The sequence below is a fragment of the Nonomuraea sp. bgisy101 genome (genome assembly GCF_057708945.1).
Genome location: NZ_JBYITD010000045.1, coordinates 1 through 22,720, shown reverse-complemented (window position 1 = coordinate 22,720; position 22,720 = coordinate 1). Strand labels below are relative to the sequence as shown.

Sequence of the window (22,720 nt, the reverse complement as noted above, 5' to 3'; positions counted from 1 at the left end):
GGGCCCCGCGGGCCCGCGTGTCCTGCACGTGACACAGCCCGTGGACGGCGGCGTGGGCGCCTACGTGGCCGCCGTGGTGGCGGACCAGGTACGGCGCGGCTGGCAGGTGGCGGTCGCGTGCCCGCAGGAGGGCCCGCTGCGTGAACAGCTGGCCGAGCTGGAGGTGCCGTGGCTCGACTGGCCGGTGGAGCGCTCACCCGGCCCGCGCGACGTTGCCGCGATCCGGCGGCTCGGCCGGCTGGTCGCCGCGTTCGGACCGGACGCGGTGCACCTGCACTCGGCCAAGGCGGGACTGGCCGGCAGGGCCGCGATCCGCGGCAGGATACCCACGATCTTCCAGCCGCACGGCTGGTCGTGGCTGGCCGCCCGCGGCCTGGTCGCCAGGGCCGCGCTGGCGTGGGAGCGCCGGGCCGCCCGATGGTCGGACCTGCTCGTGTGCGTGGGCGAGGGCGAGTCGGCGCTCGCCCGGCGCAACGGTGTGCGGGGCAACCTCGTGGTCGTGCGCAACGGTGTCGACCTGCGCCGGTTCCACCCCGCCGACAAGGAGGAGCGGGCCACCGCGCGGGAGCGTCACGGCATCCTCTGGTCGGCTCCGCTGGCCGTGTGCGTCGGCAGGGTCACCCGCCAGAAGGGGCAGGACCTGCTGCTGTCGGCATGGGAGCTGGTCATGGACAGGTGTGAGCAGGCCAGGCTCGCCATCGTGGGCGACGGCGACCTGCTCGACGAGCTCCGCTCGCTGGACACGCCGGGCGCCCAGTTCGTGGGCGCCGTGGACGACGCCCGGTCCTGGTACGCCGCCGCCGACGTGGTGGTCCTGCCCTCCCGCTGGGAGGGGCTGCCGTTGACCGCCCTCGAGGCCATGGCCACGGGGCGGTCACTGGTCGTCTACGACGTTCCCGGCCTGACCGAGGTGGTCGGCGAGGGCGCGGGCGTGGCCGTACCGGCTGAAGACGTTCCCGCGTTGGCCGAGGCGCTGCTGCTCAGGCTCGCGCAGCCCGAGCTCGCCTCCGCCGAGGGGCGCGTCGCCGTGGCCCGCTCCGCGTCCTTCGACATCGCGGTCGCGTTCGACGAGCTCGCCGAGCACGTACTGCGGCTGTCCGGCTCTTCCGCCTTTCTCGGCGCCACCGGCGGGGTGGGCGGCGGCGCCGGCGTCGGCGTCGGGACCGCGGCGGCCTCGGCCGCCTGCGCCTGCGCTTCGAGGACGGGCGCCGGCGGCGTCGGCGTGAACGGCGTCGGCGTCAGCGGCGTCGGTGTGAACGGCGTGGGCGTGAACGGCACCGTGTCGAACGGAGGCAGCGTGACCGTCGTGTCCTCCGGCGGGATGAACGGCGCCGGCGTCAGCGCGCCGGACCCGACCGGGCTCGGCGTCCCCGGCTCGGCCGAGGACGGCTCCGGCGTGCCGGAGGCGGTCTCGAGCGGGCTCGGCGTGAGCAGCGTCGACGGCAAGGGGGTCGGCGCCAGCGGCGTCGCCGTCACGGGCGCCGGCTGCTGCAACAGCTTGCGGAACAGCGCCGACGAGCGCGGATTCGACGAACACTGCCAGACGCCATGCGGACAGTAGTCGGAGATCGAGTGATAGACCACGTCGTGCTTGGCGATCCAGTCGAGCATCCTGCGCACGTAGTCGGGGCGGTCTCCGTAGTGGAACAGCCCCCACTCGGGGAACGAGATCGGCTTGCCGTGCGCCTCGGCGAAGTCGGCCTGCGCCTGAAGCCCGTACGGCTGCTCCACGTAGTCGGAGAAGGACTTGCCAGGGGCCAGGTCGTAGCTGTCCATGCCGATGATGTCGACGACGTCGTCGCCCGGGTAGCAACTCGTCCAGGCGATCGCGTCGTGTCCTCGCGTCGGCGCGAAGTCGAAGCGGAACCGCTGTCCCGGCGTCGCTCGCATCGCCGTGACGATGCGCCGCCAGTAGCTCTTCCACGCGTCGGGATCGGGCCTGCACCGGTGGGAGTAGGTGCTGCCGTTCATCTCCCAGCCGAGCACGATGATGGTGTCGGCGGCGTCGGCGTCCACCAGCTTCTGCGCCAGGCGCTCGAAGAACGGGTCGAAGGCGCCGTTCGCGCCCGCGCGGAGCAGCGTGGCCACCTCGTCGTCGGACATCTCGCCCTCGTTCGGGGTGATCATCGGCACGTTCAGCGCCAGGATCCGGCCCGGCTTGGCGGCGCGCCAGCGCGTCCACGGCTCGAGGATGAACCCGGGGCCCTGCAGCGACCCCCAGACCTCCCCCGGCAGATAGGTACGGCCGACCGTCACCTCGGCGCCCAGCCACGACTCGAAGCGGGGCACCTGCTCGGGCCCTCGCTTGTCGGAGGCGAGAAAGACACCGAGCGCGGCGGTCTCGCGCGCGTCCTCGTCACGCAGCGCACCGTTGACCCGCGTGCCCGTGGAAAACCACGCCACAGCCGCCGATCCCGCGAGTATCGCGAAAAGACAGCGAACGTATCCATTTTTGGCGGTCATTACGCACGTCTCCATATGTTGTCTCAGGTCTCACCCTATATACCCAGGTCACCGACATAGCCAATACCAAGCCCGCGAGTTGCAGGGGAATGCCCTAGATGAGGCATTGACTTTTGGAGTGGAACGCAGAAAATGCTTGATTCGACCGTCCCCGCGCTGGTGCTGCGGTTGGACGACAATATCTTTCATCATGGGACACTCGGCGCTATTCGCTCACTCGGCAGAGCCGGTGTGGAAGTGCACGGGCTCATCGAAGGCCGTCACGCGCCCGTCTCCCGGTCGAAATACCTGAGCCGCATGTACACCTGGCCGCGAAGCGGGGGCGTCGTCGAGACGCTGGTCGCGGTGGCCGAGCGGATCGGGCGCAGGGCCGTGCTCGTCGTCATGGACGACGCCGGCGCCATCGCGGTGGCCGAGCACTCGGCCGCGCTGCGCCCCTACTTCCTACTGCCCGACCAGGCGCCGGGGCTGCCCCGCGCGCTCGCCGACAAGGCCAAGCTGGCCGCGCTGTGCACCTCTCTCGGCATCCCACACCCCGAGACCCGGACCGTGACCTGTGAGGACGACGTCTCCTCCGCGGTCGGCGACCTCGGGCTGCCGCTGGTGGCCAAATGGGCCCAGCCGTGGCTGCTCCCCCGCGAGGCCGGCCTGCGCAACACCAGCCTGATCCACGAGCCCGAGCAGGCAGTCGGCCTGCTCGGGCACAAGAACGACTGCGACCTGCTCCTGCAGCGCTTCGTGCCAGGCGGCCCCGGGTCCGACTGGTTCTTCCACGGCTACTACGACCACGCCTCCACCTGCCTGTTCAGCGGAACGGGAAGGAAGGAGCGCTCCTATCCGCCCGGCGCCGGGCTCACCACGTACGGCAGGGCACTGCCCAATCCCGCGATCGAGAACGCGGCCAACACGATGGCTGCCGAGCTGGGCTACCGCGGCGTCCTGGACATCGACTTCCGTTACGACACGGCCGATGACCTGTACTACCTTCTCGACTTCAATCCACGTCTCGGTGCGCAGTTCCGGCTGTTCGGCGACGGTCGCGGCCTCGACCTCGTGCGCGCCATGCACCTGCACCTGTCGGGCAAGCCGTCGGCCGCGGCCCGCGGCCTCTACGGGCGGACCTTCCTGGTCGAGAACTACGACGTCTATCCGGCGTTCCGCTTGGGACGCGAACGGACGTGCACCGGATGGCTGCGCGCCATATACGACGCCGACGAGCTCGCCTGGCTTTCGGCGGACGATTTCTGGCCCTTCGTGGCAATGGCTAGACAGTCGATAAGGCGTGGCTTTACTCGCCTGGCGAGGGGCCGGAAATAGGCTTTTGTGTGCCTACGAACAGGAGGGGAAGATTTGCAGACGCCGGTGCTAGACGTGGCAATTGTGGGCGCGGGTCCCTATGGCCTTTCGGTGGCCGCCCACGCCCTCGCGGCCGGACTCGAAGCGCGCGTTTTCGGGCGACCCATGCAAGCATGGGAATGGCATATGCCACGCGGGATGCTGCTGAAATCCGAACCGGACGCCTCTCATCTGGGCGATCCCGACAAGCGGTACGGCCTCGACGCCTTCCGCCGCTACTCCTATGGCGAGCCCATCCCCGTGGAAACGTTCGTCGCCTACGGCAAATGGTTCCACGCGCAGGCTGTCAGAGACGCGCTCGACGAGTCGACGGTGACCGAGGTAGGCACAGAAGGCGGGCTGTTCACCGTCACGCTCTCGTCAGGGGCGTGCGTGCTGGCCAGGACCGTCGTGCTGGCGCTGGGCTTCCTGCCGTTCGCGCACAGGCCGAGCGCTCTGGCCGAACTGCCGCCCGAGGTGTCATCACACAGCTCCGACCACCACGACCTGTCGGCCTTCGCAGGCCGGCACGTGGCCGTCGTCGGCGCGGGCCAGTCCGCGCTGGAGACGGCGACGCTGCTCGTGGAAGCGGGCGCCAAACCGCGCATCATCGCCAGGACCAAGGCGCTGGCCTGGAACGAAACGCCCAACGACCAGCGCTCGGTCCTGGCCCGCACGCTGGCACCCCGTTCGGGGCTCGGCGCTGGGTGGCGGTCTCTGGTGTACGCCGAGATGCCGGGCGTCGTCAGGTACCTGCCGAAGGCGACCCGCAGCCACATCGTGCGCACCACGCTGGGCCCTGCGGGCTCGTGGTGGCTCAAGGAGCGCTTCGACGGCGCGGTTCCCGTGACGTTGGGCGCGCGGCTGGAGGGCGCGGACCACCGCGGCGCCGTACGGCTGCACCTGACCACCGGTAGGGGCAAGGTCGAAACGCTCGAGACCGAGCACGTGATCGCCGCGACCGGCTACCAGGTGGACGTGGGCCGGATCGACATCCTCGACCCGACGCTGCGGCGCGGCATCCGGTCATTGGGTCCGACGCCGCGGCTGTCGAGGACCTTCGAGACCCCGCTGACGGGGCTGTATCTCGTCGGACTCGCGGCGGCCGCCTCGTTCGGCCCCGCCATGCGGTTCGTCCACGGCTGCGACTTCGCCGCGAGAAGGGTCACCCGTGGCCTCGTAGGCCAGGTCCGCAAAGCAGTTTGATCTTGTACCAAGTCCCGACTGGAAGAACAAGGGAGCGAAATTGGGTGTGCGTGTATTCCTCGCCGGTGTGACAGCCGCACTCGTCGGGGCCGCGGGAATCGTTCCCTTCGCCTACGCAGGCGAACGACCGATCTCCTTCACGAACTCGCCGACCGAAGCCGCGGGCGACACCCCGTCAGGAGTGACGGTCGCCATCACCAAGACGATGCTCAACGGGTCGCGGGTGGGCTCGGCCAGGGTGTCGCCCACCGATCCTCAGGCTCCGGCCGACGAGTACCTCATCCCCGCCAACGCCAAGGCGGACGCGGGCATCGTCGACCGCTACGAGGACTTCAAGGTCGACGTCAACGGATGGGCTGACGTCGCCGAACTGACGTTCACCTTCTCCAGGCCTGTACGCGACCCGCGCCTGCACGTGTTCGGCACGGGAGGCGTGACCGAGGGCCCCGAAGGCAGGCGCGACGACTACTGGCCGGGAGTGGACCTGGTCCGGGGAACTCCCACCATGCCCACCTTCACCAACGCGGCGGGCTTTCCCGGCTTCACGGTCACGGACACCTCGATCGTGCCCGACCGTGTCTACAGGGTCGCCTCCACCACCTGCGGCGTCGTGTACACCTGCGGCACCGTCCAGGTGAACGGCACGATCACCTCGTTCACCATCAGGCTGCGCGCCCGCAACGTGCGCACGATGGGCGACGCGGGCGTCCCCCACCTGTGGGGCGCCTTCAAGCTGTCGCTGTACGAGGACGACTCCGACGCGCCAGCCTCGTACGGCGCCGCCTCGCACGCCATCACCGACACCTTCATCGGTGAGGACGTGACGGCCGACAACATCAACACGCTGAGTTTCATGCCGCGAGGGCTGCGGCAGAACACCGACACCGACGACGGGTTGAAGCCCGAGGACATCCAGCGCCTGCCGGACGGCGCCACCTCGTACTCGCTGGAGGTTCCCGTGCGCTCCGGTTCGGGTGCCGACCTGGCGGGGTGGATCGACTTCGACCGCGACGGCAGGTTCGAGGCGTCCGAGCGGACCGACGCCAACGTCGACGCGGGCGCCGGCAAGCATACGCTGACCTGGAACGTTCCCGAGGCGGTCGGGCAGGGGAGCACGTGGATGCGGCTCCGCATCGCCGCCACGTCCGGCGGAGTGGCGGATTCGACGGGATGGGCCGACAGCGGCGAGGTGGAGGACTACCAGCTCGCGCTCCCGAGGCGCGAGGCCATCACGCCGACGACCGAGTCGTCCGAGGCCGAGCCGCCGGTGATCGCGCCGCCGGTGGTCAACCCGCCGAGGGTGGTTTCGGCCAGGGTGGTCCCGTCGAAGGCGAACAGGCCGAGGCGGGAGCAGCCCAGGACGGACCGGCCCAGGTACGAGGGCAGGCACAGGTTCGAGGGCAGGCCCGGGTACGAAGGCAGGCCCAGGGCTGAGCGGCGCAGGCACGAGGCCCATCGGCACGAGGGCCAGCGGCCGGGGTCCGGCCGGCCCCACGCCGACTGGCCGACGCCGAACCGGGCCGCGTTCGAAAGGATGAGGCACGACCGTGCCGAGGCCAGGCGAGCGCGTTCCGAGGCCGACGCCAGGCGCCACCGGGGCGACACCGGGGCCAGGGACGACAGACGCGGTTCCAGGCGCGACAGGGCCTCGGCCCTCGCCGCCGCCAGGCGTGAGCGGGCCGAGGCCACGCGTGCACGGATCAGGGACATGCGCGAGCGGGCCGCTGACGAGGCCGCCAAGGCCGAGGTCACGCCCGAGCAGAGCATGCCCCAGCCTTCCTGGGAGTCGACCGAGCTCAAACCGCTGACCGCGGTGGAGTACGGGTGGCATGTCGCCACCGGGGAGCGCCCCGACTTCTGATCGCCTGAAGGTTCCGAGCGAGGCCCGCATCTCTGATGCGGGCCTCGTTCGCGTCTCCCCGCCGGTATCCACCGCCGTCCTGACGCCCCGGTACAGGCCTTCCGTCACGGCGGACCGGTGAAGGGAAGGCCTTTTGTCACGGCGGCTGCTGATGGTTTCCCGTCACGGCTGGCTGTTGAGGAAGGTGAGCACCGCCAGGACCCGGCGATGTCCTCCGTCTGCCACCGGCAGGCCGAGCTTGGCGAAGATGTTGCCGATGTGCTTGTGCACGGCGTTGTCCGTGATGAACAGCCGCTTGCCGATCTCGGTGTTGCCGAGCCCCTCCGCCATCAGCGCGAGCACCTCCCGCTCGCGGTTGGTGATCGCGTCGAGGGCGTTCTTGCCGGTGCCCGCCATGAGCTGGGCGATGACCTCGGGGTCCATGACGGTGCCGCCGGCGGCGACCCTGCGCAGGCCGTCGACGAACTCGCCGACCCTGCTCACCCTGTCCTTCAGCAGGTAGCCGACGCCGCCCTTGCCGTCTGACAGGAGCTCGCGGGCGTACACCTTCTCGACGTACTGCGACAGCACGAGAACCGGCATGCCGGGGTGTGCCTGACGGACCTCCAGCGCGGCCCTGATCCCCTCGTCGCGGAAGGAGGGCGGCAGCCGTACGTCGGCGATCACGGCGTCGGGTTCGTGCTGTTCGACGGCTTCCATCAGGGCGGGGCCGTCGACGACGACGGCGGCCACCTCGATGCCCTTGGTGCCGAGAAGCAGCTCGAGACCAGCCGAGAGCAGCACGTTGTCCTCTGCGATCACGACGCGCATGGCAGCTCCACCGTGATCGCGGTCGGCCCGCCTGCGGGGCTCTGGACGAGCACGGTGCCGTCGAGCGCGGCGGCCCTGCGCCGGATGCCGACCACGCCGGTGCCGCGGCCCTCGTCCACCCCGCCGATCCCGTCGTCGGTGACCTCGACGAGGAGCCTGCCGCCCTGTCTGCTCAGCCGTACCGTCGCGCGGGTCGCGCCGCTGTGCTTGGCGGCGTTGGTGAGAGCCTCGGCCACGATGAAGTAGGCGGCCGCCTCGACGGCCGCGGGCAGCCTGCCGAGCTCGCCGAGCTCCGCCTCGGTGGGGACGCCCGCGCGCGCGGCCACCGCCGCGATCGCGCCTTCGAGTCCGCGGTCGGCGAGGATCGGCGGATACATCGTGCGGATCACGTCGCGCAGTTCGACCATGGCCTCCTCGGTCCCCTCGTGGGCCTCCTTCAGGAGGGTGGCGAGTGTTCCCGCGTCGTCGTCGAGCGCCTCCCGCGCGACACCCAGCCGCATCGCGATGGACACCAGCCTGGCCTGGGTGCCGTCGTGCAGGTCCCGCTCGATACGGCGGAGCTCGGCGCCGTGGGCGTCGAGCACGCCCGCCCTGCTCTCGGTCAGCTCGTCGACGCGCTCGGTGAGCTGGTCCTCCACCGAGGGCTCCAGCGCCTTCATGCAGTGGCGCGCGTGGAAGCGCGACATGCGCGGCAGCGTCCACCATCCCAGCGCCCCCAGCAGGAGGAGCTGCACGCCGCCCATGGTGAGCGCGGTGTCCCAGCTTCGCACCGGCGTGCCCACCAGCACCCGCATCGGGTCGCCCTCGGGGTACAGCCACCACAGGGGGACGCTGACCAGCGTGGTGACCGGCCCTACGACGCAGATCAGCGCGAGCAGCCCGGCGGACAGGCCGATCGCGACGTGCTGGAGCGTCCACAGCACGTCACGCCTGCTCTCGCGGTCGAGCGCCTGCTTCCACTGCGCGCGCAACCCCTTGGGAAGGCTGGTCCTTCGCGGCGGCAGCGGCACGCCCAGCAGCGCGGCGGCCCGGCTCCGGTGCCACTCGGCCCACCAGCGCAGGCCCATCATCATCGGAGGGAACACCACGAGTCCGAGCCCGCCGAACGCCGTGGTCATGACGCCGACGGCCAGCAGCGGCAGGACGAGCATGGTCGCCACCGCCGACGGGAGGCCGATCAGGAGGTACAGTCCCCCTCGCCACATTTGTCTGGTTCGCTCGCGCATGCTGTCCAGTTTGGATGACGCCGGGACCCTCGCGCACTACAGCGGACTGCACCCCTCAGGGCGCGGCCGGGGAGGCCCGCGCCTATCGGGCCTCAGCCCGCCTCGTCCCGCACGGCTCCGGCGAGGATCGCGTCGAGCAAGCCCGGATAGCGGGCGTCGAGGTCGTCCCTGCGCAGTGTGAGGAGGTTCTCCCGGCCTGACGAACGCGGCTGGGGCGATCCGCTGGTCATCGGCGCCTCCTGCTGCAGAGCGTGCACGGCTACAGCGCCCTGCAGACCGGCCTCGCCTTCCTGGTCCCCTCCCTCGCCATCGCCACCGGCACCCAGCTCGGCGAACGCCTCGCGACCAGGATCGGCAACCGCGGCATGCTGGTGATCGGCTTCGTCGTCGGTGCGGCGGGCACGGCGGCCATGGCGTTCGGCTTCGACGCTGGCGCGGGTTACGGCCTGCTGCTACCAGGACTCGTCGTCTCCGGCGTCGGGCAGGGCATCGTGTGGACCTCCATGTGGATCGCCGCCGCCACCGGCACCGCCGCCGACGAGCAGGGCGTCGCCAACGGCATGGCCTCCACCGCCCTCAACAAAGGTCACCTCGCCGCCCGCTGACGGCCCGCGCCACGCAGGAGGGCCACACAGCCGCCCTACGGCCCACGCCACGCAGGAGGGTCACCTCGCCCCCCGCTGACCGCCCGCGCCACGCAGGAGGACCACACAGCCGCCCTACGGCCCACGCCACGCAGGAGGGTCACCTCTTCGTGACCAGCTTGTCGAAGGCGCGGTCGGGCAGGAGCCTGTTGAGCCACAGGACGGTCCTGGCCAGGTGGCCGACCGGATGGCGGGGCCTGGGGTGGGCGGACTCGACGGCCTTCCTGATGGCCGTCGCCACCACGGCGGGATCCGAGCCCCCTGTCGAGCTCTCCGCCCGCTCCGCCATCGCCTGCGCGAGGTCGCGGTAGGCGCCGCGCCCCGAGATCTCGCGGATGTCCTGCTCGAACTCCGTCTTGATGAGGCCGGGCTGGATGAGCACCACGTTGACGCCGAACGCCTTGACCTCCTGGCGGAGCGAGTCCGTGAGCGCCTCGAGCGCGTGCTTGGAGGCGTGGTACCAGCCACCGAGCGGCAGGGCGATCTCGCCGGCGATCGACGAGACGTTGACGATCGAGCCCGATCCCCGCTCCCTCATGTGCGGCAGCACCAGCCGGGTCAGGTGCGCCACCCCGAACAGGTTGACCTCGAACAGGTGGCGCGCCTGGTCGAGCGGGACGTCCTCGACGGCTCCGTACAGCCCGATCCCCGCGTTGTTGACGAGGACGTCGATGCGACCCTGCTCGTCCAGGACCGTGCGGACGGCGTGCTCGACATCGGCCGGGTTCGTGACGTCCATGGCGAGGGCGTGGCCGCCGGGCACCTGGCGAACGCGGCGTGCCGCGCCGTACACGGTGTGGCCGGCGCGCACGAGCTCCAGCGCGGTGGCGTGGCCGATCCCCGACGAGGCTCCGGTGATGAGGCAGATCTTCGCGGTCATAGATTTACAATACAGCACTGATCTGTATCGTATCCGGACGATCCGAAGCGCCTCCACGCCGGGTCTCCACCGCCGTCGGATCCGCCACGTGAGTGCCGGCGACCAGCCGTGAGAGGACCCCCGCCACCACGTCGACATCCCCGTACCGGCCGGGCTCGCTTCGTCGTCCGGCGCTTACACCTGTACTTGGACAAAGGACTGGAAGGCATTGCCGCAGGCGCTTGCCCTGCCGTCTCAGGTGCCGCAAGCTCGGCCACACCTGGGTCCGAGCCGCTCACCAACAGGCGCCGGCGACACGTGTCCGGGCTAGCCGGGCATTGATGCCAATCGGACACTAAAGGGCCATACCTACAGGCCAAAGAGGCCTGATCGCACTTGTACACACGGCAAACAGACCTCCCGAACACTGTCGACACAGGTTTCCCTCTTAGGCGGTGAATCAATGAATTGCCTGAGAAAGGCGGGAACCATGTGGTTGATACGACTCTTGGTAGTGATGTCGGCCCTGACGATGACCGCGGCTGAGCCCGCGGTCCCGGCATCGTTTTCGCGCCCCGGAGACGTCCAACCCGTCGGCCCCCGTGGCCAATGGACGCTCAAGTTCCGGGACGAGTTCAATGGATCGGAGGTCGACGGGTCGAAGTGGCAGTATCGCTCGACGGCCGAGTCCGACTGGTCCGACGAGCCCTTCGGCACCGGCAATCCGGACAGTAAGCAGCTGGAGTTCGACCAGCCCCGCAACTGCTCCGTGGCCGGCGGTGCCCTGACCATCACAGCCGAGCCCGACGACATCCGGTCCCAGTCAGGACACTGGTACGGGTGGTCCAGCTGCCTGATCACCTCCACCGGGCAGGAGGGCTACACCTTCCGGCACGGGTACGTCGAGATCAGGGCGACGCTTCCGTCACCTCGGGGATTCTGGCCGTCGTTCTGGACGTGGCATGCGCACGGTTACGGGGACCGGGCCGAGACGGACATCTTCGAGTACTTCTCCGACAACCACCGGAACCTGTATCTCTCCTGGCACTGGGACAACGACGACACGTGCATCCACCAGCCCAACTTCGATCCGAGCGAGGGCATGCACGTCTACGGGGCCGACTTCCGCGAGTCGGGGACGGACTTCTACATCGACGGGACCAGGGTGTGCCACGCGGACGGCCCGCCTCCGGGGGCGGTCAACCTGATGGTGAGCAACTTCGTGTACTCCGAGGTGCCTCCAGAGCAGGGGTCGGCGGGGCACATGGTGGTGGACTACGTCCGCGCATGGCAGAGGTAGGAGCGTTCCGTCAGGACCGCGCCTCGTCCTCCGTGACGAGGCGCGGTCCTGGCGGCCCTGCATCTCCAGGGTGCCGGCTTCGAGCTCCGGCGGCGGCGCCTCGGTCGCGTGGTCCTGGGCGAGTGCCCGGAGTCACCGACCTGCCCCTCGGCCTGCATCTCCCGCAGCGATCACGCCTGTCCCACCAGGGCAGGCGCGCACCGAGCAGTGACGGCCCGGTGGGCGGGCTGCGAGAATGGCACCATCCCCCGATGCGGCAGGACGGCCGGCGAAAGGGGCCACACGTGCGTGTCTCTCTGATCCAGCTCCTGGTCTCGGACACCGAATCCGCCGACGAGCGCCGCGCACGCGCCGCCGCCCTGGTCCGCGGCCGGGCCGGCGACGACCTCGTGGTGCTGCCCGAACTCTGGACGACCGGCGCCTGGGCGTACGACGACTGGCAGGCGGGCGCCGAACCCGTCGACGGCCCGACGGCGCGGGCCATGTCGGCGGCGGCCAGGTCCGCGGCCGTGTGGCTGCACGCGGGGACCGTGGTGGAGCGCAGCGACGACGGTTCGCTCTACAACACCGCGCTGCTCTTCGACCGGTCCGGCGCGCTGCGCCGTACGTACCGCAAGATCCACCGCTACGGTTTCGACACCGGAGAGGCCGTCTGGATGGCCGCGGGGCGAGAGGTCGTGACGATCGGCACCGAGCTCGGCAGGCTCGGCTTCGCCACCTGCTACGACCTGCGGTTCCCCGAGCTGTTCCGTGCGCTGGTCGATGCCGGGACGGAGATCCTGGTCGTGCCCGCCGCGTGGCCGGCCCGGCGCCGCGAGCAGTGGCGGATCCTCGTGCGCGCCCGCGCGGTCGAGGAGCAGGCCGTCGTCCTTGCGTGCTGCGCCGCGGGCAGCCACGGCGGCATGGAGCAGGCGGGCGGCAGCATGGTGGTCGACCCATGGGGCACGGTGCTCGCCGAGGCGGGAGCGGGCGAGGAAGTCCTCACGGCCGAGATCGACATGGACGTGGTCGCGGCGATCCGGGCGGAGCTCCCGGTCCTTCAGGACAGGGTGCTTTCCATCCCTGCGCCCGAGAACGCCCGGAGCGCATCCGCCCCGTGAGGCATCGGCACGCCTCACACGTGCCCGTTCTCGCCCTCCTCGCCGTCATGGAACCGGAACGCCGCGGCGTCATGGCGCGCTGGACCCGGACGCGGCTCGTCACGCGGGCCGCTGCTCGCGCGCACGCCGTCGCCCCGCGCTGCGAGGCCGCCGACCTGCGCTGAGCTCCGCGAACGGCAGGCGCCCTGCCATGCGCTCACCCATGACGCCGCGTCCCGCCCGCACCTGCGCCTGCGCCTGCGCCTGCGCCTGCGCCTCGAAACGCTAGCCTCCCTCCATGAACAGGACATCGAGTGCGGCCATGCTCGGCATCGCCTTCGGGGCGGGTACCTCGCTGGTCAACGCGTTGTCCTCGCCGTACTCCCTGCTGGGCGCGCCGCTCGACGGCACGCTGTGGGGCGGCGCGGCCAAGGTGCTCAGCCTGCTCGTGGACAGCGGCTGGGCCTGGGCGGCGCTCGCGGTCGGCGTGGGCTGGCTGGTGAGCGTGGACTGGCCGGCCGGCGCAGCCAGGCCGGCTGGCGTGGGCAGAGCGGCCGGCGCGGGCAGGCCGGTCGGCGCGGGCAGGCCGACCGGCGCGGGCAGGCCGACCGGCGCGGGCAGGCCGACCGGCGCGGGCAGGCCGGTCGGCGCGGGCAGGCCGACCGGCGCGGGCAGGCCGGCCGGCGGGCTCGTGCGGGCAGGCGTGGCAGGAGTGGTGGCTCTGATGGCGGCCACCGCCGCCTATTACGCCATGGACGCCCTCCTCCGGGATGAGCCGCTGTCCTGGTTCTGGCCGGAGACGCTGCTGTGGTGGGGCGCCAGCGTGGTCTTCGGCTCGGTGCTGGGCGTGGTGGGCGCCTCCACCCGCCGCCCGGGGGTGATCGGGCTGCTCGCGGGGCTGACCGTACCCGTAGGCGCCGCCGCGCAGATGGTCGTCCTGCCGCCAGGCCCGAGCCTCGCGGTGACCTCGGCGATGGTGTGGGCTCAGATTCTCGTCTGGACAGGCGCCCTGCTCGGCGCCGGACTGGCGATCGCCCGGTACGTCACGCGCCGCCGTACCCAGACCGCGTGATCGGACCGCCGGCGCCAAGAGAACGTCGGTGAGGGCGGCTAGTATCCGGCGGGTCCTGCTTCGCCTGCCGTACAACCGCAAGGAGTAGCCGTGCCCCAGCCTGGCGTCCCGCTCGAGTTCGTCGCCGCCGACGGTCCCGTTCGCGAGCCGGTGACCAAGGTCGGTGGGCAGCCGGTGTGGTTGGAGGAGCCGCAGTGGCCGGTTTCGCGTACGACCGGTGAACCCATGGAGTTCTTGGGCCAGTTCGCACTCGACGGAGGCCGCCTCGCCTATCTGTTCATGACGGGAGAAGGTGACGGGTGGACCTGGCATCCCGAGCGCGGCGACAACGCTCTCGTGATCCAGCCGAGCGGTCGCATCCCGGACTTCGTGACCGTGCGGGCGCAGGCGGAGGGGCCGTCGGCAGGTGAAGACCACCTGCCGCGTACGGCGGAGAGGCACTCGTCACTCTTTCTCGGCGGACCTGACACCGAGCCGGAATGGGTGCAGGACGACGAGCATCCGGGAGAGGGCTGGGAACTGGTGGTCCAGCTGACAGAAGAGCTGCCGTTCTTCGTCAACTTCGGGGACGCCGGAGCCGGTTGGGCCTTCGTCTCACCGGACGGCAAGGAGGGCCGATTCCTCTGGCAATGCTGCTGAGGGTTGATCGACGGCCGCTCGCTGCAGGAGCATCTCGACGCGGACGGACCGCTGTCGGTCGAGGAGACCGCGAACCTCGCCACGAAGCTGCTGCGAGCGCTCGGCGCGGCGCACGACGCGGACCGCCGGGCGGCTTCAGCAGGAACCACCCGAGAGACGGGGCGCCGGTGGACTCCCTGCCGCGCTCCAGCCGGGGTCGACACCGAGCAAACGCCATTCGGGCATCAGCACAGGCCGCCTCCGCCGGCGGCAGAGCTGACCTGCACGTAGTAGTCGTTGGGGTGCTTCTCTACCGGCCTGTCCGAGAACCCCAGCGAGAGGTACACCTTCCGGCCATCGACGGTCTTGACGAGGCAGTCCTCCCCCATTTCCGCTGGTGCCGGCTTCCAGCCGTCCTTGGTCACAGCCTTGCGGTAGAAGGACACCGCATCGGCGCGCGAGCCCGAAAGGCGGTAGGACTGCCCGGCGTACGCAAGTTGATCGTCGTCATCGCATCCCCCATCGCGCCCGTCGTAAGGCTTCGCATCGACCGGGTGCGTATCGAGGATGCCGAGCGTTGCCATGGAGGAGGCGAAGCGCTTGTCGTCGTCGGTGCACGTGTAGGGAAAGAACGACGTGGGGAGCATCAGCGAGACGAGACGGTCTCCGATGAGAGACCCGACGCCTGCGGCATATACGGCGACGACACCACCCGCGACGCAGCCGACAGCGAGCACCGCGACGATCGCACGCTTCATGATCCACACATTAGCGCCAGCGACGGTTTCCCCTCATCACAAGATCCTCCTGGCCGTCCACGAGGTCCGCCTGTGTCACACCGCTGTCACCTCAACTCCTCGGCCTGAGAAACCAGGGAACTCCTCGCGCGCACCTGCCGTATGGAAAACCCGCCCTGTTCCCACCGCCCGGGAAGCCCAGACGGTGTCAGCACATTGAGGGAATGCAGGTGAAGGAATTCTCTGGCGGGGTCCAAAAAGGAGGGGGTGGGCCAAACGTAGGGGGCGTGCCAAACGTAGGAGGTGCGGCACTGGTGGTCGCGGGGGCTGGTTCCGGGGTGGTCCCCGAGGTCGGGTCGGGGGTCGAGCCCTTCCTGGATTCGTCGCCTGTCGGCGTGTTCGCGAGGCTCTCGGTGTGGGCCTGCTTGGTGGTCGGCGCCGACGTCCTGCGGCGGGGCGTCTGCTTGGGCATCGCCTGCGTGGGTATCGTCCACCTGGACGCCGGGGGTGTCGTCAGCCGTTCCGCTTCTTTGGTCTGTGACGGCACGGCGGCGGGGGACGTGGTGGGTTGCACCGTCGGCTGAAACGTCGAGTTCCCCTGGGCGGGCGACCCCACCGGGTGCCCGCCCGCGTTCATCAGCAGACCGCCCGCGACGGCCAGCGCCGCCACCGCGCAGCCGGCGACCGTCAGGATCACCGTACGGCGACGCCCGCGCCTGGCGGGACGCACGTGGTGCGTGGTCAGCCTGGCGGCCAGGCCATCGGCGCTCGGCCGCTTGGCCGGATCCTTGGACAGGCTGGCGGTGACGAGTTCGAGCAGCATTCCGTCCAGCCCGGAGATCTCCGGCTTCTTGTGGAGGATGCGGTGGATCACCGCCGGGGTGGAGTCCGCGCCGAACGGGGGCTGGCCCGAGGCGGCGAACACCATGGTCACGCCCCATGCGAAGATGTCGGCCGCCTCCGTCGCCGGCGCCCCGGCGATGTGCTCCGGCGCGAGGTACGACGGCGTCCCCATCAGCGATCCGGTCGAGGCGGTGCCCGGCGCGTCCAGAGCACGGGCGATGCCGAAGTCGATCACAACGGGGCCTTCCGGCCCCATCAGGATGTTGGCGGGCTTGAAGTCCCGGTGCAGGACCCCGGCACGGTGGATGGCGGCCAGCGCGGTGGCGGTGCTGATCGCCAACCGGTCGAGCGCGGCGCCGCGCCGCGGCCCCTCCAAGGTGACGAGGGTGTGCAGCGAGGGTCCTGGCACGTACTCGCTGACGATGTACGGCCGTTGGCCGGCGAGGTCGGCGTTCAGCACGGGGGCGGTGGAGAACCTGGCCACCCGCCGGGCGATCTCCACCTCGCGAAGGAACCTACTCCTCGCGTCAGTGTCGGTCAGCAGGCCAGGATGTAAGAGCTTGACGGCGACTTGCTCGCCGGATTCCGTCCGCCCCAGGTAGACCACGCCCTGGCCGCCCTGCCCGAGGCGGCCGACGATGTCGTATGGACCCAGCCGCTGCGGATCGTCCTCCACTAACGGTTGGTTCACGCTGGCCCCCAGAGGCGGATCAACAGACAGGAAAAACGTATCAGCGTGACGCCGGGCTGTCTGCATTAGTGATCAAGAAAGGGTAACCGCACAAACAAGCCGCGTGTGCCCGCCCCAGACGTCGTCATCGCCGATGACCGCGGTACGACCTTGCGGACGGCTCCGGCCTCCGGCGGCGTACCTTCCGGCGGTGCCCACCATCACCGCCAGGTCCTGGGACAGACTGGACGCATCAGTCCCAGAAAATGTTCGACGGATGCCGTTGCCGGTGGGTGCTCAGAGTGCGTCTGCTTGCCGGGCGCGGATGCGACGTAGGAGCGGCATCACCCAGTGGCTGCCGTAGGCGCTCTGAAGCGCAGCAAGTCGCCAGTCAGCGCCGGTGATCGTGCCCCGACAGTGAACACTCGAGCATCGACACTGCATGGCCCATGTGTCCACCCCACTGTGGGTGGCGTAGTCGAGGGAGAGTTCCTCGCCGGGCATGACGGGCCTGCGCGCAACGACGGTGGTGGAGCCGTCATGCCAGAGATTGGGATCGCAGGAGTGGTTGCCATAGCGAACCGGGTGGCCGGGATCAATGAGGAGGTGCACGCCATCCTCGACAGTCAGGCTGCTGTAGGGCGGTGCCAGCCTGGCCAGAGTCGCATCGTCGATGACTTGTCCTCCAAGTCGCATGACGACGTCGCCCAGCCCGATCTCCGCTGTAGCGAAGAGCCCGAGACCTTCGATCTGTGAGGGACGGACTTCCGCGCTCGGCGTGAGCCAGCACTCGGTCGGATAGCGGTTCGTGGTCATGCGGCAGTCCTCCTGAGCGCCTATCACGGCGAAGGCCGTCAACCTCCGCGAGCTCCCCATGCTCCTTGGATCATTCATCAGGCATGTCTTGGGACGGCACGCTCCACCACGTCGTGGATCCAGGCAGCCGGGCTGGAGGTTCTGCCTCGGTTGATGCTGGACACGTCAGCCCAAAACAATCTTGACCTTGCTCCCGCCCTTCCCGCTATCGAGTGTGCTTCCATCTGATCCGACCTCGGAGGACGCGAACGTAGTCGAATCACATCGTCCGGGAGATCGTCGGGCACTCTGGCATCGAGGCCACCATGACGATCTACGCTCACACCTCCCTCGACAGGAAGCGCAAGGCTCATGGCAAGCTCGGCGATGCCCTGGGATAGTCACCCACCGCCATGAAGCGCTCCAGGTCGTCCCGGGGCGCTTCGTCATGATCAGTAGTGCGGAGCCGCCCACATCGCGCAGGAAGGTCCGCCCATCTTGCCGCTGAATGCGCAACGGCATCGTGTTGTCTGTACGGCTCACAGGACGATTACCACGCCCGCCAAGAGTCCGGGACCAGGAGCCTGGCGATCGCCCATGGTGCTCCAGAGCTGAGACTGGTGGCCGACGTTGCCGTCAGCGTTGTCGTCACGAATCCCACCGCGCCCAGCGGCACTACCCGACGCCGGAGGACCCGGCACCCGATCGCGCCCATCGCGACCGCCGTGTGGCCTTCACCGTCTCCGGCCATACGGTCAGGGTCTCCGCCGCACGGTCATGAGGTGATCACGACCTGCTGTCCCTGTGAGTTGAGCAGTCTCCGGCGACCCAACGGCTGCCGGAGCCCTACCGTGACCTCGTGCGTGTAACCCGTCCCCGCAGACCTGGTCTCCCAAAACGGCCGAGGGGTTAAGTGATCATGACCATCTACGTCGACGCCTCCCTTGACGACAAGCGCGCCGCCCTTGGAGCGCGAGGTCTTCGCTGCTCGACCGAGGCGGCCGTCCACGCGCAGGAGCACTGCCGGGTTGCCGTTGACCACGGTGGGGTCACCGGCGAGCGTGACTTGGGCCTTGCCGAAGCCGCCGACGATCATGCGGGCCACCCTGTCGGCGCCGATGAGGCCGTGGCGCGGCCTGTTTGACGCCGCCGCCGACCAGGACGACCTCGAGGGCGAGCACGTCAAGCAGGCCCTGCAGGTCCCTGGTTTCGAGCGCGCGCTGGAACGACTGCAAAGCCGCCCTGGCCTGGTGCGGGGAGACCGCTTCGCGTGGGCGGCGGGCGTCGACGCGCCGGCGGGCGCGGTGCGCGATCTGGCGGACGGCGGCGGGGCTCTTGCCGACGGCGGCCGCGATCTCGTTGTAGCTGACGTCGAAGGCCTCGCGTAGTACGAAGACGGCGCGTTCGGTCGGTGGCAGGGTCTCCAGGACGAGCATCAGCGCCATCGACACGCTCTCGACCAGTTCGGCGCCTTCGGCCACGTCCGGCGTGGTGAGCAGCGGCTCGGGCAGCCAGGGGCCGACGTAGTCCTCCTTGCGGCGTTTCACGGCGCGCAGCCGGTCGAGCGAGCGCCGGGTGGTGATCCGGACCAGGTAGGCGCGTTGGTCGGACACCTGCCTCAGGTCGACCTTGGCCCACCGCAGCCAGGCTTCCTGCAGGACGTCTTCGGCGTCGGCCGCCGAGCCGAGCATTTCGTAGGCGACGGCGAATAACAGATTGCGGTGCGCGACAAACACCTCGGTCGCCTCGGTGGCGTACCCGTTCATATTTCGTCTTCCTTCTGCGCGGCCCGTCCTGCTTGCCGAAGGCATGCGAGCGCGCGTTCGCACCGGGTCCCCTTTCGTTGGCCGCCAGGGGGCTGGTGGCAACTGCGCCGGCCACGCTCATGAGCATGCGATGGGAGTGAAGACAGCGCCGCTCTCCACCTTGGATGCCGAGTGCTGATCAGCCGGCCGGCCAGCCGGGTTCTGGGAGTTCCTTCGGTCTCTTGAATCACCAGGGGTTGTGGTAGCCCAGGTTCACGGCCAGGGCGGCCACCATGGTGACGAGGAAGAAGGCCCAGTTGGCGAGGTTGCGGGAGCCCACTCGCAGGTGGGCGATGAGCGCGCCGACGAAATACAGCACGAGGCCGGCGGCAGCCAGGATGCCCAGCAGCGGCACGCCGAACCCGGCCAGCAGCCCCAGCGAACCCCCCACCAGCATCAAGCCCAGCATTGGTCCCCATGACTGCGGCAGGCGCTTCACCTTCATCTGCGCCATGGGGTAGTCGTGGCGGATCAGGTACATGACCCCGGCGATGCCGCTGATGGTCGCGGCGAGGATGGTGACCGTGGCATAGGCGATGAACATGAACGTTCCCTTTCTGGGGTTGGCGCCCGGCTTGCAATGGAGCGACCCTGCTCCGGGTCCGCCGGTAAAGGCCCCGCCTTCGGGAGGCGATACGACACGTGTCGTGTAGCTGCGATGGCGACACGCTATGTGTCGCCAAAGCACGCTGTCAACACGCTACGTGTCGTTTCCTGTTACAGTCGGGCCATGCCTACATCGCCGAACCCGCTACGCCGCCGCGAGACCAGCCGCCGGGCCATCCTGGATGCGGCGCTGCAACTATGTGCCGAGCTTGGTTACGGCCGGCTGACGATCGAGGCGATCGCCGCCCGCGCCGGTGTCAGCAAGAAGACGATCTACCGGTGGTGGTCTTCCAAGGGGGCTGTCGTCTTGGAGGCCGTCGACGACGCGGCGAACCTGGTCGCCGACCACGTAGACACCGGCCACCTTGCCGCCGACCTGCACGCCCAGCTGTCTGCCGTCATCCAGTTGCTCAGCCCGCCGAACAACTCCGCCATCACCGGGCTTATCGCCGAAGCCCTCCACGACGACGAATTGGCGCACGACCTGCGGGAACGGGTCATCAGGCCACGCATCACCGCGTTCAACGAACGTATGCGCAAGGCCCAACTCGATGGGCAACTAGCTCCCGATGCCGACCTGGACGTCGCCCTGGACCTGTTCTACGGGCCTATCTACCACCGACTCGTCTTCCACCTCGGCATGCCCGACGCCGAGCAACTCCACACGCTCGTCGCACACGCCCTACGCGCGTTCAGCCCGCCTGGGTCAACACCATGACCTCTCGTACGGGCACCCCGGAGCCGCCACCACACTCGGGGCGCTTCATTGCGCGACAGCGTGCATGTCGCTAATTGTATGGACCATCGCGTTTCGGACACTCGCGCCGGGTGCCGGTCCTTGTCAGGACGGTCACAACAGACCACAGCTGATCATGTGAGCACAGGAGATAACCCATGGGATCAGAGCAAATGGTGACGGTGTTCGGCGCGTACGGGCACACCGGGCTTTTCGTGGTGGCGCAGCTGCGGGATCGCGGGTTCGTTCCGGTCCTGTCCGGGCGCGACGCCGACAAGCTGCAGGAACTGGCGTACGAATCCGGGCTGGAGGCCCGTCCGGCGTCGGTCGATGACCCGGACGCGCTCGACCGCGCACTGGCCGGCGCGGCAGCCGTGATCAACTGCGCCGGCCCCTTCGCCACGACGGCCGCCCCCGTGATCGAGGCGGCACTACGCGCCGGGATCCCGTATCTGGATGTGGCGGCCGAGATCGAGGCCAACGTCGATACGTTCACACACTTCGCCGACCGCGCCCGCGCCGCGGGAGCGGTGATCGTCCCCGCGATGGCCTTCTACGGCGGCCTCGGCGACCTGCTGACCACCGCCGCGATGGGCGACTGGACGGCGGCCGACGAGGCGCACATCGCGTACGGGCTGAACGGTTGGCACCCCACCGCCGGCACGCGCGCCGCAGGCGTGATCTCCCGGCAGCGACGGGACGGCCGGCGCGTCCGCTACGCCAACGGGCAGCTGGAGTACCGCCATGACGACCCGCCGACCATGGAATGGCCCTTCCCCGCCCCGATGGGGCCCCGGGCCGTCATCGGAGAGTTCACGATGGCCGACGTCGTCACCGTCCCCAGCCACCTGTCCATCCCCGAAGTGCGCACCTACATGACGGTCGAGGCGGCCAGGGACGTCCTGGCCCCTGACACACCGACGCCGGCCCCGGCCGACGAGCTGGGGCGGTCGGCGCAGACCTTCCTCGTCGACGTCGTCGTGCGTTCCGGCGGCACCGAACGGCGCGCTGTGGCGACGGGCCAGGACATCTACGCCATCACCGCGCCGCTCGTCGTGGAAGCGGTTGACCGCATCCTCACGGGACGGACCAGGACGGTCGGTGTCGCCTCCGCCGGCGAACTCTTCGACGCGACCGACTTTCTCCGCGCGCTGTCCCCGCACATTTCCGTGGACCTACGTCCATAGCAGCACGCCCGACGCGGACGGCCGAATCGGCATTGACCACCTCTGCGACCGAGAGGGCCGTCTCAACCCTGCGGGAGGCGACAAGCGGGTTGCGCCGTGAGTGGGCTCATACCCACCACGGCTCATCCCTGCGCGCGGCGCTGGTGCTGCTCTGCTCCGCGATGCTGGGGCATACGGCCCGGCGCCGCGCTGCCCGCTTCGCCTGAGCGGGCCATGTGAGCGGGCCATGGCGGAGAGCCGCGTGCAGGAGGCTGCAACGCGAGCGTGCAGCTTTTCCGGCTTACCCCGCCTCTGCGAGCCCTGCAGGCCTAGTCGACGCGGGAGAGTACGAGCGGATCCTCCTCACCGGAGACGGCGGTGAGCGTTTCCTCGTCATCGGACAGGGTGAGGGTCCCGCTGCTCTTGGCGAAGCCGCAGTCCAGGAAGAATTTGTAGTCGTCGTCGGCGGGTTTGACGGTGCCCTCGCAGGCGCCACCGTCCGCGCTGCTGGTGATCGCGCCGTCCCCGGTGATCTCGACCGTCACCTGAGAGTCGTCGGCGTCCCCCTTCCATGTGCCCTCCAGCGCGCCCAGCCCGCTTCCACAGGAAGTGAGCAGGAGTGCGGCGCAGAGCAGGCCGGCCATCGCGCTGAGTTTGGAAAACATGTACCTGACTCCTTCGTTCGAAGATCACTGATGTCTTGCACTCGGTGACGAGATCGGGGCTGGTGACCGGGATCCGCGCGGGTGGTGGTGGCGGCCGGCCGTATCGGCGACCGGCCCGTCAGGGGCCGGCCGGCGGGGTGGTCCTGGGGTGCACCACGATGGGCGCGCTGGACCTGACGACGCCCGAGCCCCTGATGGCCTGGCCGTCGTGCGCCTTCCAGATG

Annotated in this window: 24 protein-coding genes and 1 pseudogene; 13 read left to right on the top strand and 12 right to left on the bottom strand. The window is 69.7% G+C overall.

Annotated elements, in window-relative coordinates; all coding sequences use genetic code 11:
* The first annotated feature begins 28 nt into the window (after nucleotides 1-28).
* On the top strand, nucleotides 29-1,561 hold the full coding sequence (locus tag AC3EO4_RS48650; protein ID WP_431902844.1) for a glycosyltransferase: 1,533 nt from the start codon (nucleotides 29-31) through the stop codon (nucleotides 1,559-1,561).
* Nucleotides 1,562-1,737: 176 nt separating this feature from the next.
* On the opposite strand, the pseudogene AC3EO4_RS48645 reads toward AC3EO4_RS48650, so the two are convergent.
* Nucleotides 1,738-1,971, bottom strand: a pseudogene (locus AC3EO4_RS48645) (glycosyl hydrolase); the annotation flags it as partial.
* Here AC3EO4_RS48645 and AC3EO4_RS48640 point away from each other — a divergent pair.
* From AC3EO4_RS48640 to AC3EO4_RS48625, 4 genes are all read left to right on the top strand, one after another.
* Entirely contained in the window at nucleotides 1,958-2,239 is a 282-nt protein-coding gene (locus AC3EO4_RS48640) for a hypothetical protein (protein ID WP_379572131.1), read from the top strand. The pseudogene AC3EO4_RS48645 and the gene AC3EO4_RS48640 overlap by 14 nt on opposite strands.
* A 356-nt stretch (nucleotides 2,240-2,595) precedes the next feature.
* Nucleotides 2,596-3,780, top strand: coding sequence for a carboxylate--amine ligase (locus tag AC3EO4_RS48635; protein ID WP_488186382.1), 1,185 nt, complete (start codon nucleotides 2,596-2,598; stop codon nucleotides 3,778-3,780).
* A gap of 6 nt (nucleotides 3,781-3,786) precedes the next feature.
* Nucleotides 3,787-5,004 carry an NAD(P)-binding domain-containing protein gene (locus tag AC3EO4_RS48630; RefSeq protein WP_379572127.1) on the top strand — a complete coding sequence of 406 codons (1,218 nt, stop codon included), beginning with the start codon at nucleotides 3,787-3,789 and terminating at the stop codon, nucleotides 5,002-5,004.
* Between the two features lie 46 nt (nucleotides 5,005-5,050).
* The gene (locus AC3EO4_RS48625) at nucleotides 5,051-6,865 is read left to right on the top strand and encodes a GEVED domain-containing protein (protein ID WP_431902842.1); all 1,815 of its coding nucleotides are present in this window, start codon (nucleotides 5,051-5,053) and stop codon (nucleotides 6,863-6,865) included.
* A 162-nt stretch (nucleotides 6,866-7,027) separates the two neighbouring features.
* On the opposite strand, the gene AC3EO4_RS48620 is transcribed toward AC3EO4_RS48625, so the two are convergent.
* The 3 genes from AC3EO4_RS48620 to AC3EO4_RS48610 form a co-directional block, all read right to left on the bottom strand.
* Nucleotides 7,028-7,675 (bottom strand): response regulator, encoded by a 648-nt coding sequence (locus tag AC3EO4_RS48620; protein ID WP_379572125.1) that lies wholly within the window; start codon nucleotides 7,673-7,675, stop codon nucleotides 7,028-7,030.
* Complete coding sequence (locus AC3EO4_RS48615) at nucleotides 7,663-8,901, bottom strand: sensor histidine kinase (protein ID WP_379572123.1); 1,239 nt, start codon at nucleotides 8,899-8,901, stop codon at nucleotides 7,663-7,665. Before AC3EO4_RS48615 ends, AC3EO4_RS48620 begins: the two co-directional genes overlap by 13 nt.
* 92 nt (nucleotides 8,902-8,993) lie before the next feature.
* Entirely contained in the window at nucleotides 8,994-9,131 is a 138-nt protein-coding gene (locus AC3EO4_RS48610) for a hypothetical protein (RefSeq protein WP_379572121.1), read from the bottom strand.
* A gap of 21 nt (nucleotides 9,132-9,152) precedes the next feature.
* Here AC3EO4_RS48610 and AC3EO4_RS48605 point away from each other — a divergent pair, with 21 nt between their 5' ends.
* The gene (locus AC3EO4_RS48605; RefSeq protein WP_379572119.1) at nucleotides 9,153-9,506 is read left to right on the top strand and encodes an MFS transporter; all 354 of its coding nucleotides are present in this window, start codon (nucleotides 9,153-9,155) and stop codon (nucleotides 9,504-9,506) included.
* 139 nt (nucleotides 9,507-9,645) lie between these two features.
* On the opposite strand, the gene AC3EO4_RS48600 is transcribed toward AC3EO4_RS48605, so the two are convergent.
* Nucleotides 9,646-10,425: an oxidoreductase gene (locus tag AC3EO4_RS48600; RefSeq protein WP_431902839.1), complete on the bottom strand. Its 780-nt coding sequence runs from the start codon at nucleotides 10,423-10,425 to the stop codon at nucleotides 9,646-9,648.
* A 496-nt stretch (nucleotides 10,426-10,921) separates the two neighbouring features.
* Between AC3EO4_RS48600 and AC3EO4_RS48595 the strand changes: the two genes are divergently transcribed.
* The 5 genes from AC3EO4_RS48595 (at nucleotide 10,922) to AC3EO4_RS48575 (ending at nucleotide 14,494) form a co-directional block, all read left to right on the top strand.
* Complete coding sequence (locus tag AC3EO4_RS48595; protein WP_431902838.1) at nucleotides 10,922-11,704, top strand: glycoside hydrolase family 16 protein; 783 nt, start codon at nucleotides 10,922-10,924, stop codon at nucleotides 11,702-11,704.
* A gap of 284 nt (nucleotides 11,705-11,988) precedes the next feature.
* The gene (locus AC3EO4_RS48590) at nucleotides 11,989-12,804 is read left to right on the top strand and encodes a nitrilase-related carbon-nitrogen hydrolase (protein WP_431902836.1); all 816 of its coding nucleotides are present in this window, start codon (nucleotides 11,989-11,991) and stop codon (nucleotides 12,802-12,804) included.
* Nucleotides 12,805-12,824: 20 nt separating this feature from the next.
* On the top strand, nucleotides 12,825-12,968 hold the full coding sequence (locus AC3EO4_RS48585; RefSeq protein ID WP_379572111.1) for a hypothetical protein: 144 nt from the start codon (nucleotides 12,825-12,827) through the stop codon (nucleotides 12,966-12,968).
* Between the two features lie 113 nt (nucleotides 12,969-13,081).
* Nucleotides 13,082-13,855, top strand: coding sequence for a hypothetical protein (locus tag AC3EO4_RS48580; RefSeq protein WP_431902834.1), 774 nt, complete (start codon nucleotides 13,082-13,084; stop codon nucleotides 13,853-13,855).
* Nucleotides 13,856-13,945: 90 nt separating this feature from the next.
* Complete coding sequence (locus AC3EO4_RS48575) at nucleotides 13,946-14,494, top strand: YwqG family protein (RefSeq protein WP_431902833.1); 549 nt, start codon at nucleotides 13,946-13,948, stop codon at nucleotides 14,492-14,494.
* 224 nt (nucleotides 14,495-14,718) lie between these two features.
* On the opposite strand, the gene AC3EO4_RS48570 is transcribed toward AC3EO4_RS48575, so the two are convergent.
* The 6 genes from AC3EO4_RS48570 to AC3EO4_RS48545 all read right to left on the bottom strand — a co-directional run bounded on the left by AC3EO4_RS48570 (nucleotide 14,719) and on the right by AC3EO4_RS48545 (nucleotide 19,867).
* Complete coding sequence (locus AC3EO4_RS48570; RefSeq protein ID WP_431902831.1) at nucleotides 14,719-15,231, bottom strand: hypothetical protein; 513 nt, start codon at nucleotides 15,229-15,231, stop codon at nucleotides 14,719-14,721.
* A gap of 187 nt (nucleotides 15,232-15,418) precedes the next feature.
* Nucleotides 15,419-16,744 carry a serine/threonine-protein kinase gene (locus tag AC3EO4_RS48565; RefSeq protein ID WP_431902829.1) on the bottom strand — a complete coding sequence of 442 codons (1,326 nt, stop codon included), beginning with the start codon at nucleotides 16,742-16,744 and terminating at the stop codon, nucleotides 15,419-15,421.
* 276 nt (nucleotides 16,745-17,020) lie between these two features.
* Nucleotides 17,021-17,539 carry an SET domain-containing protein gene (locus tag AC3EO4_RS48560; RefSeq protein WP_431902828.1) on the bottom strand — a complete coding sequence of 173 codons (519 nt, stop codon included), beginning with the start codon at nucleotides 17,537-17,539 and terminating at the stop codon, nucleotides 17,021-17,023.
* 754 nt (nucleotides 17,540-18,293) lie between these two features.
* Nucleotides 18,294-18,614 carry a hypothetical protein gene (locus AC3EO4_RS48555; protein ID WP_431902826.1) on the bottom strand — a complete coding sequence of 107 codons (321 nt, stop codon included), beginning with the start codon at nucleotides 18,612-18,614 and terminating at the stop codon, nucleotides 18,294-18,296.
* On the bottom strand, nucleotides 18,568-19,284 hold the full coding sequence (locus AC3EO4_RS48550) for a sigma-70 family RNA polymerase sigma factor (protein WP_431902824.1): 717 nt from the start codon (nucleotides 19,282-19,284) through the stop codon (nucleotides 18,568-18,570). The genes AC3EO4_RS48555 and AC3EO4_RS48550 overlap by 47 nt, the downstream gene beginning before the upstream one ends.
* Nucleotides 19,285-19,510: 226 nt before the next feature.
* A complete protein-coding gene (locus AC3EO4_RS48545) occupies nucleotides 19,511-19,867 on the bottom strand; it encodes a DoxX family protein (RefSeq protein WP_379573481.1) in 357 nt (118 codons plus the stop codon).
* A gap of 186 nt (nucleotides 19,868-20,053) precedes the next feature.
* On the opposite strand from AC3EO4_RS48545, the gene AC3EO4_RS48540 reads away from it, so the two are divergent.
* Nucleotides 20,054-20,647 carry a TetR/AcrR family transcriptional regulator gene (locus AC3EO4_RS48540; RefSeq protein ID WP_431902822.1) on the top strand — a complete coding sequence of 198 codons (594 nt, stop codon included), beginning with the start codon at nucleotides 20,054-20,056 and terminating at the stop codon, nucleotides 20,645-20,647.
* Between the two features lie 176 nt (nucleotides 20,648-20,823).
* The gene (locus AC3EO4_RS48535) at nucleotides 20,824-21,852 is read left to right on the top strand and encodes a saccharopine dehydrogenase family protein (protein WP_431902821.1); all 1,029 of its coding nucleotides are present in this window, start codon (nucleotides 20,824-20,826) and stop codon (nucleotides 21,850-21,852) included.
* A 308-nt stretch (nucleotides 21,853-22,160) separates the two neighbouring features.
* Here the strand turns inward: AC3EO4_RS48535 and AC3EO4_RS48530 are convergent, their stop codons facing one another.
* Entirely contained in the window at nucleotides 22,161-22,496 is a 336-nt protein-coding gene (locus tag AC3EO4_RS48530; protein WP_431902820.1) for a hypothetical protein, read from the bottom strand.
* Between the last annotated feature and the right edge of the window lie 224 nt (nucleotides 22,497-22,720).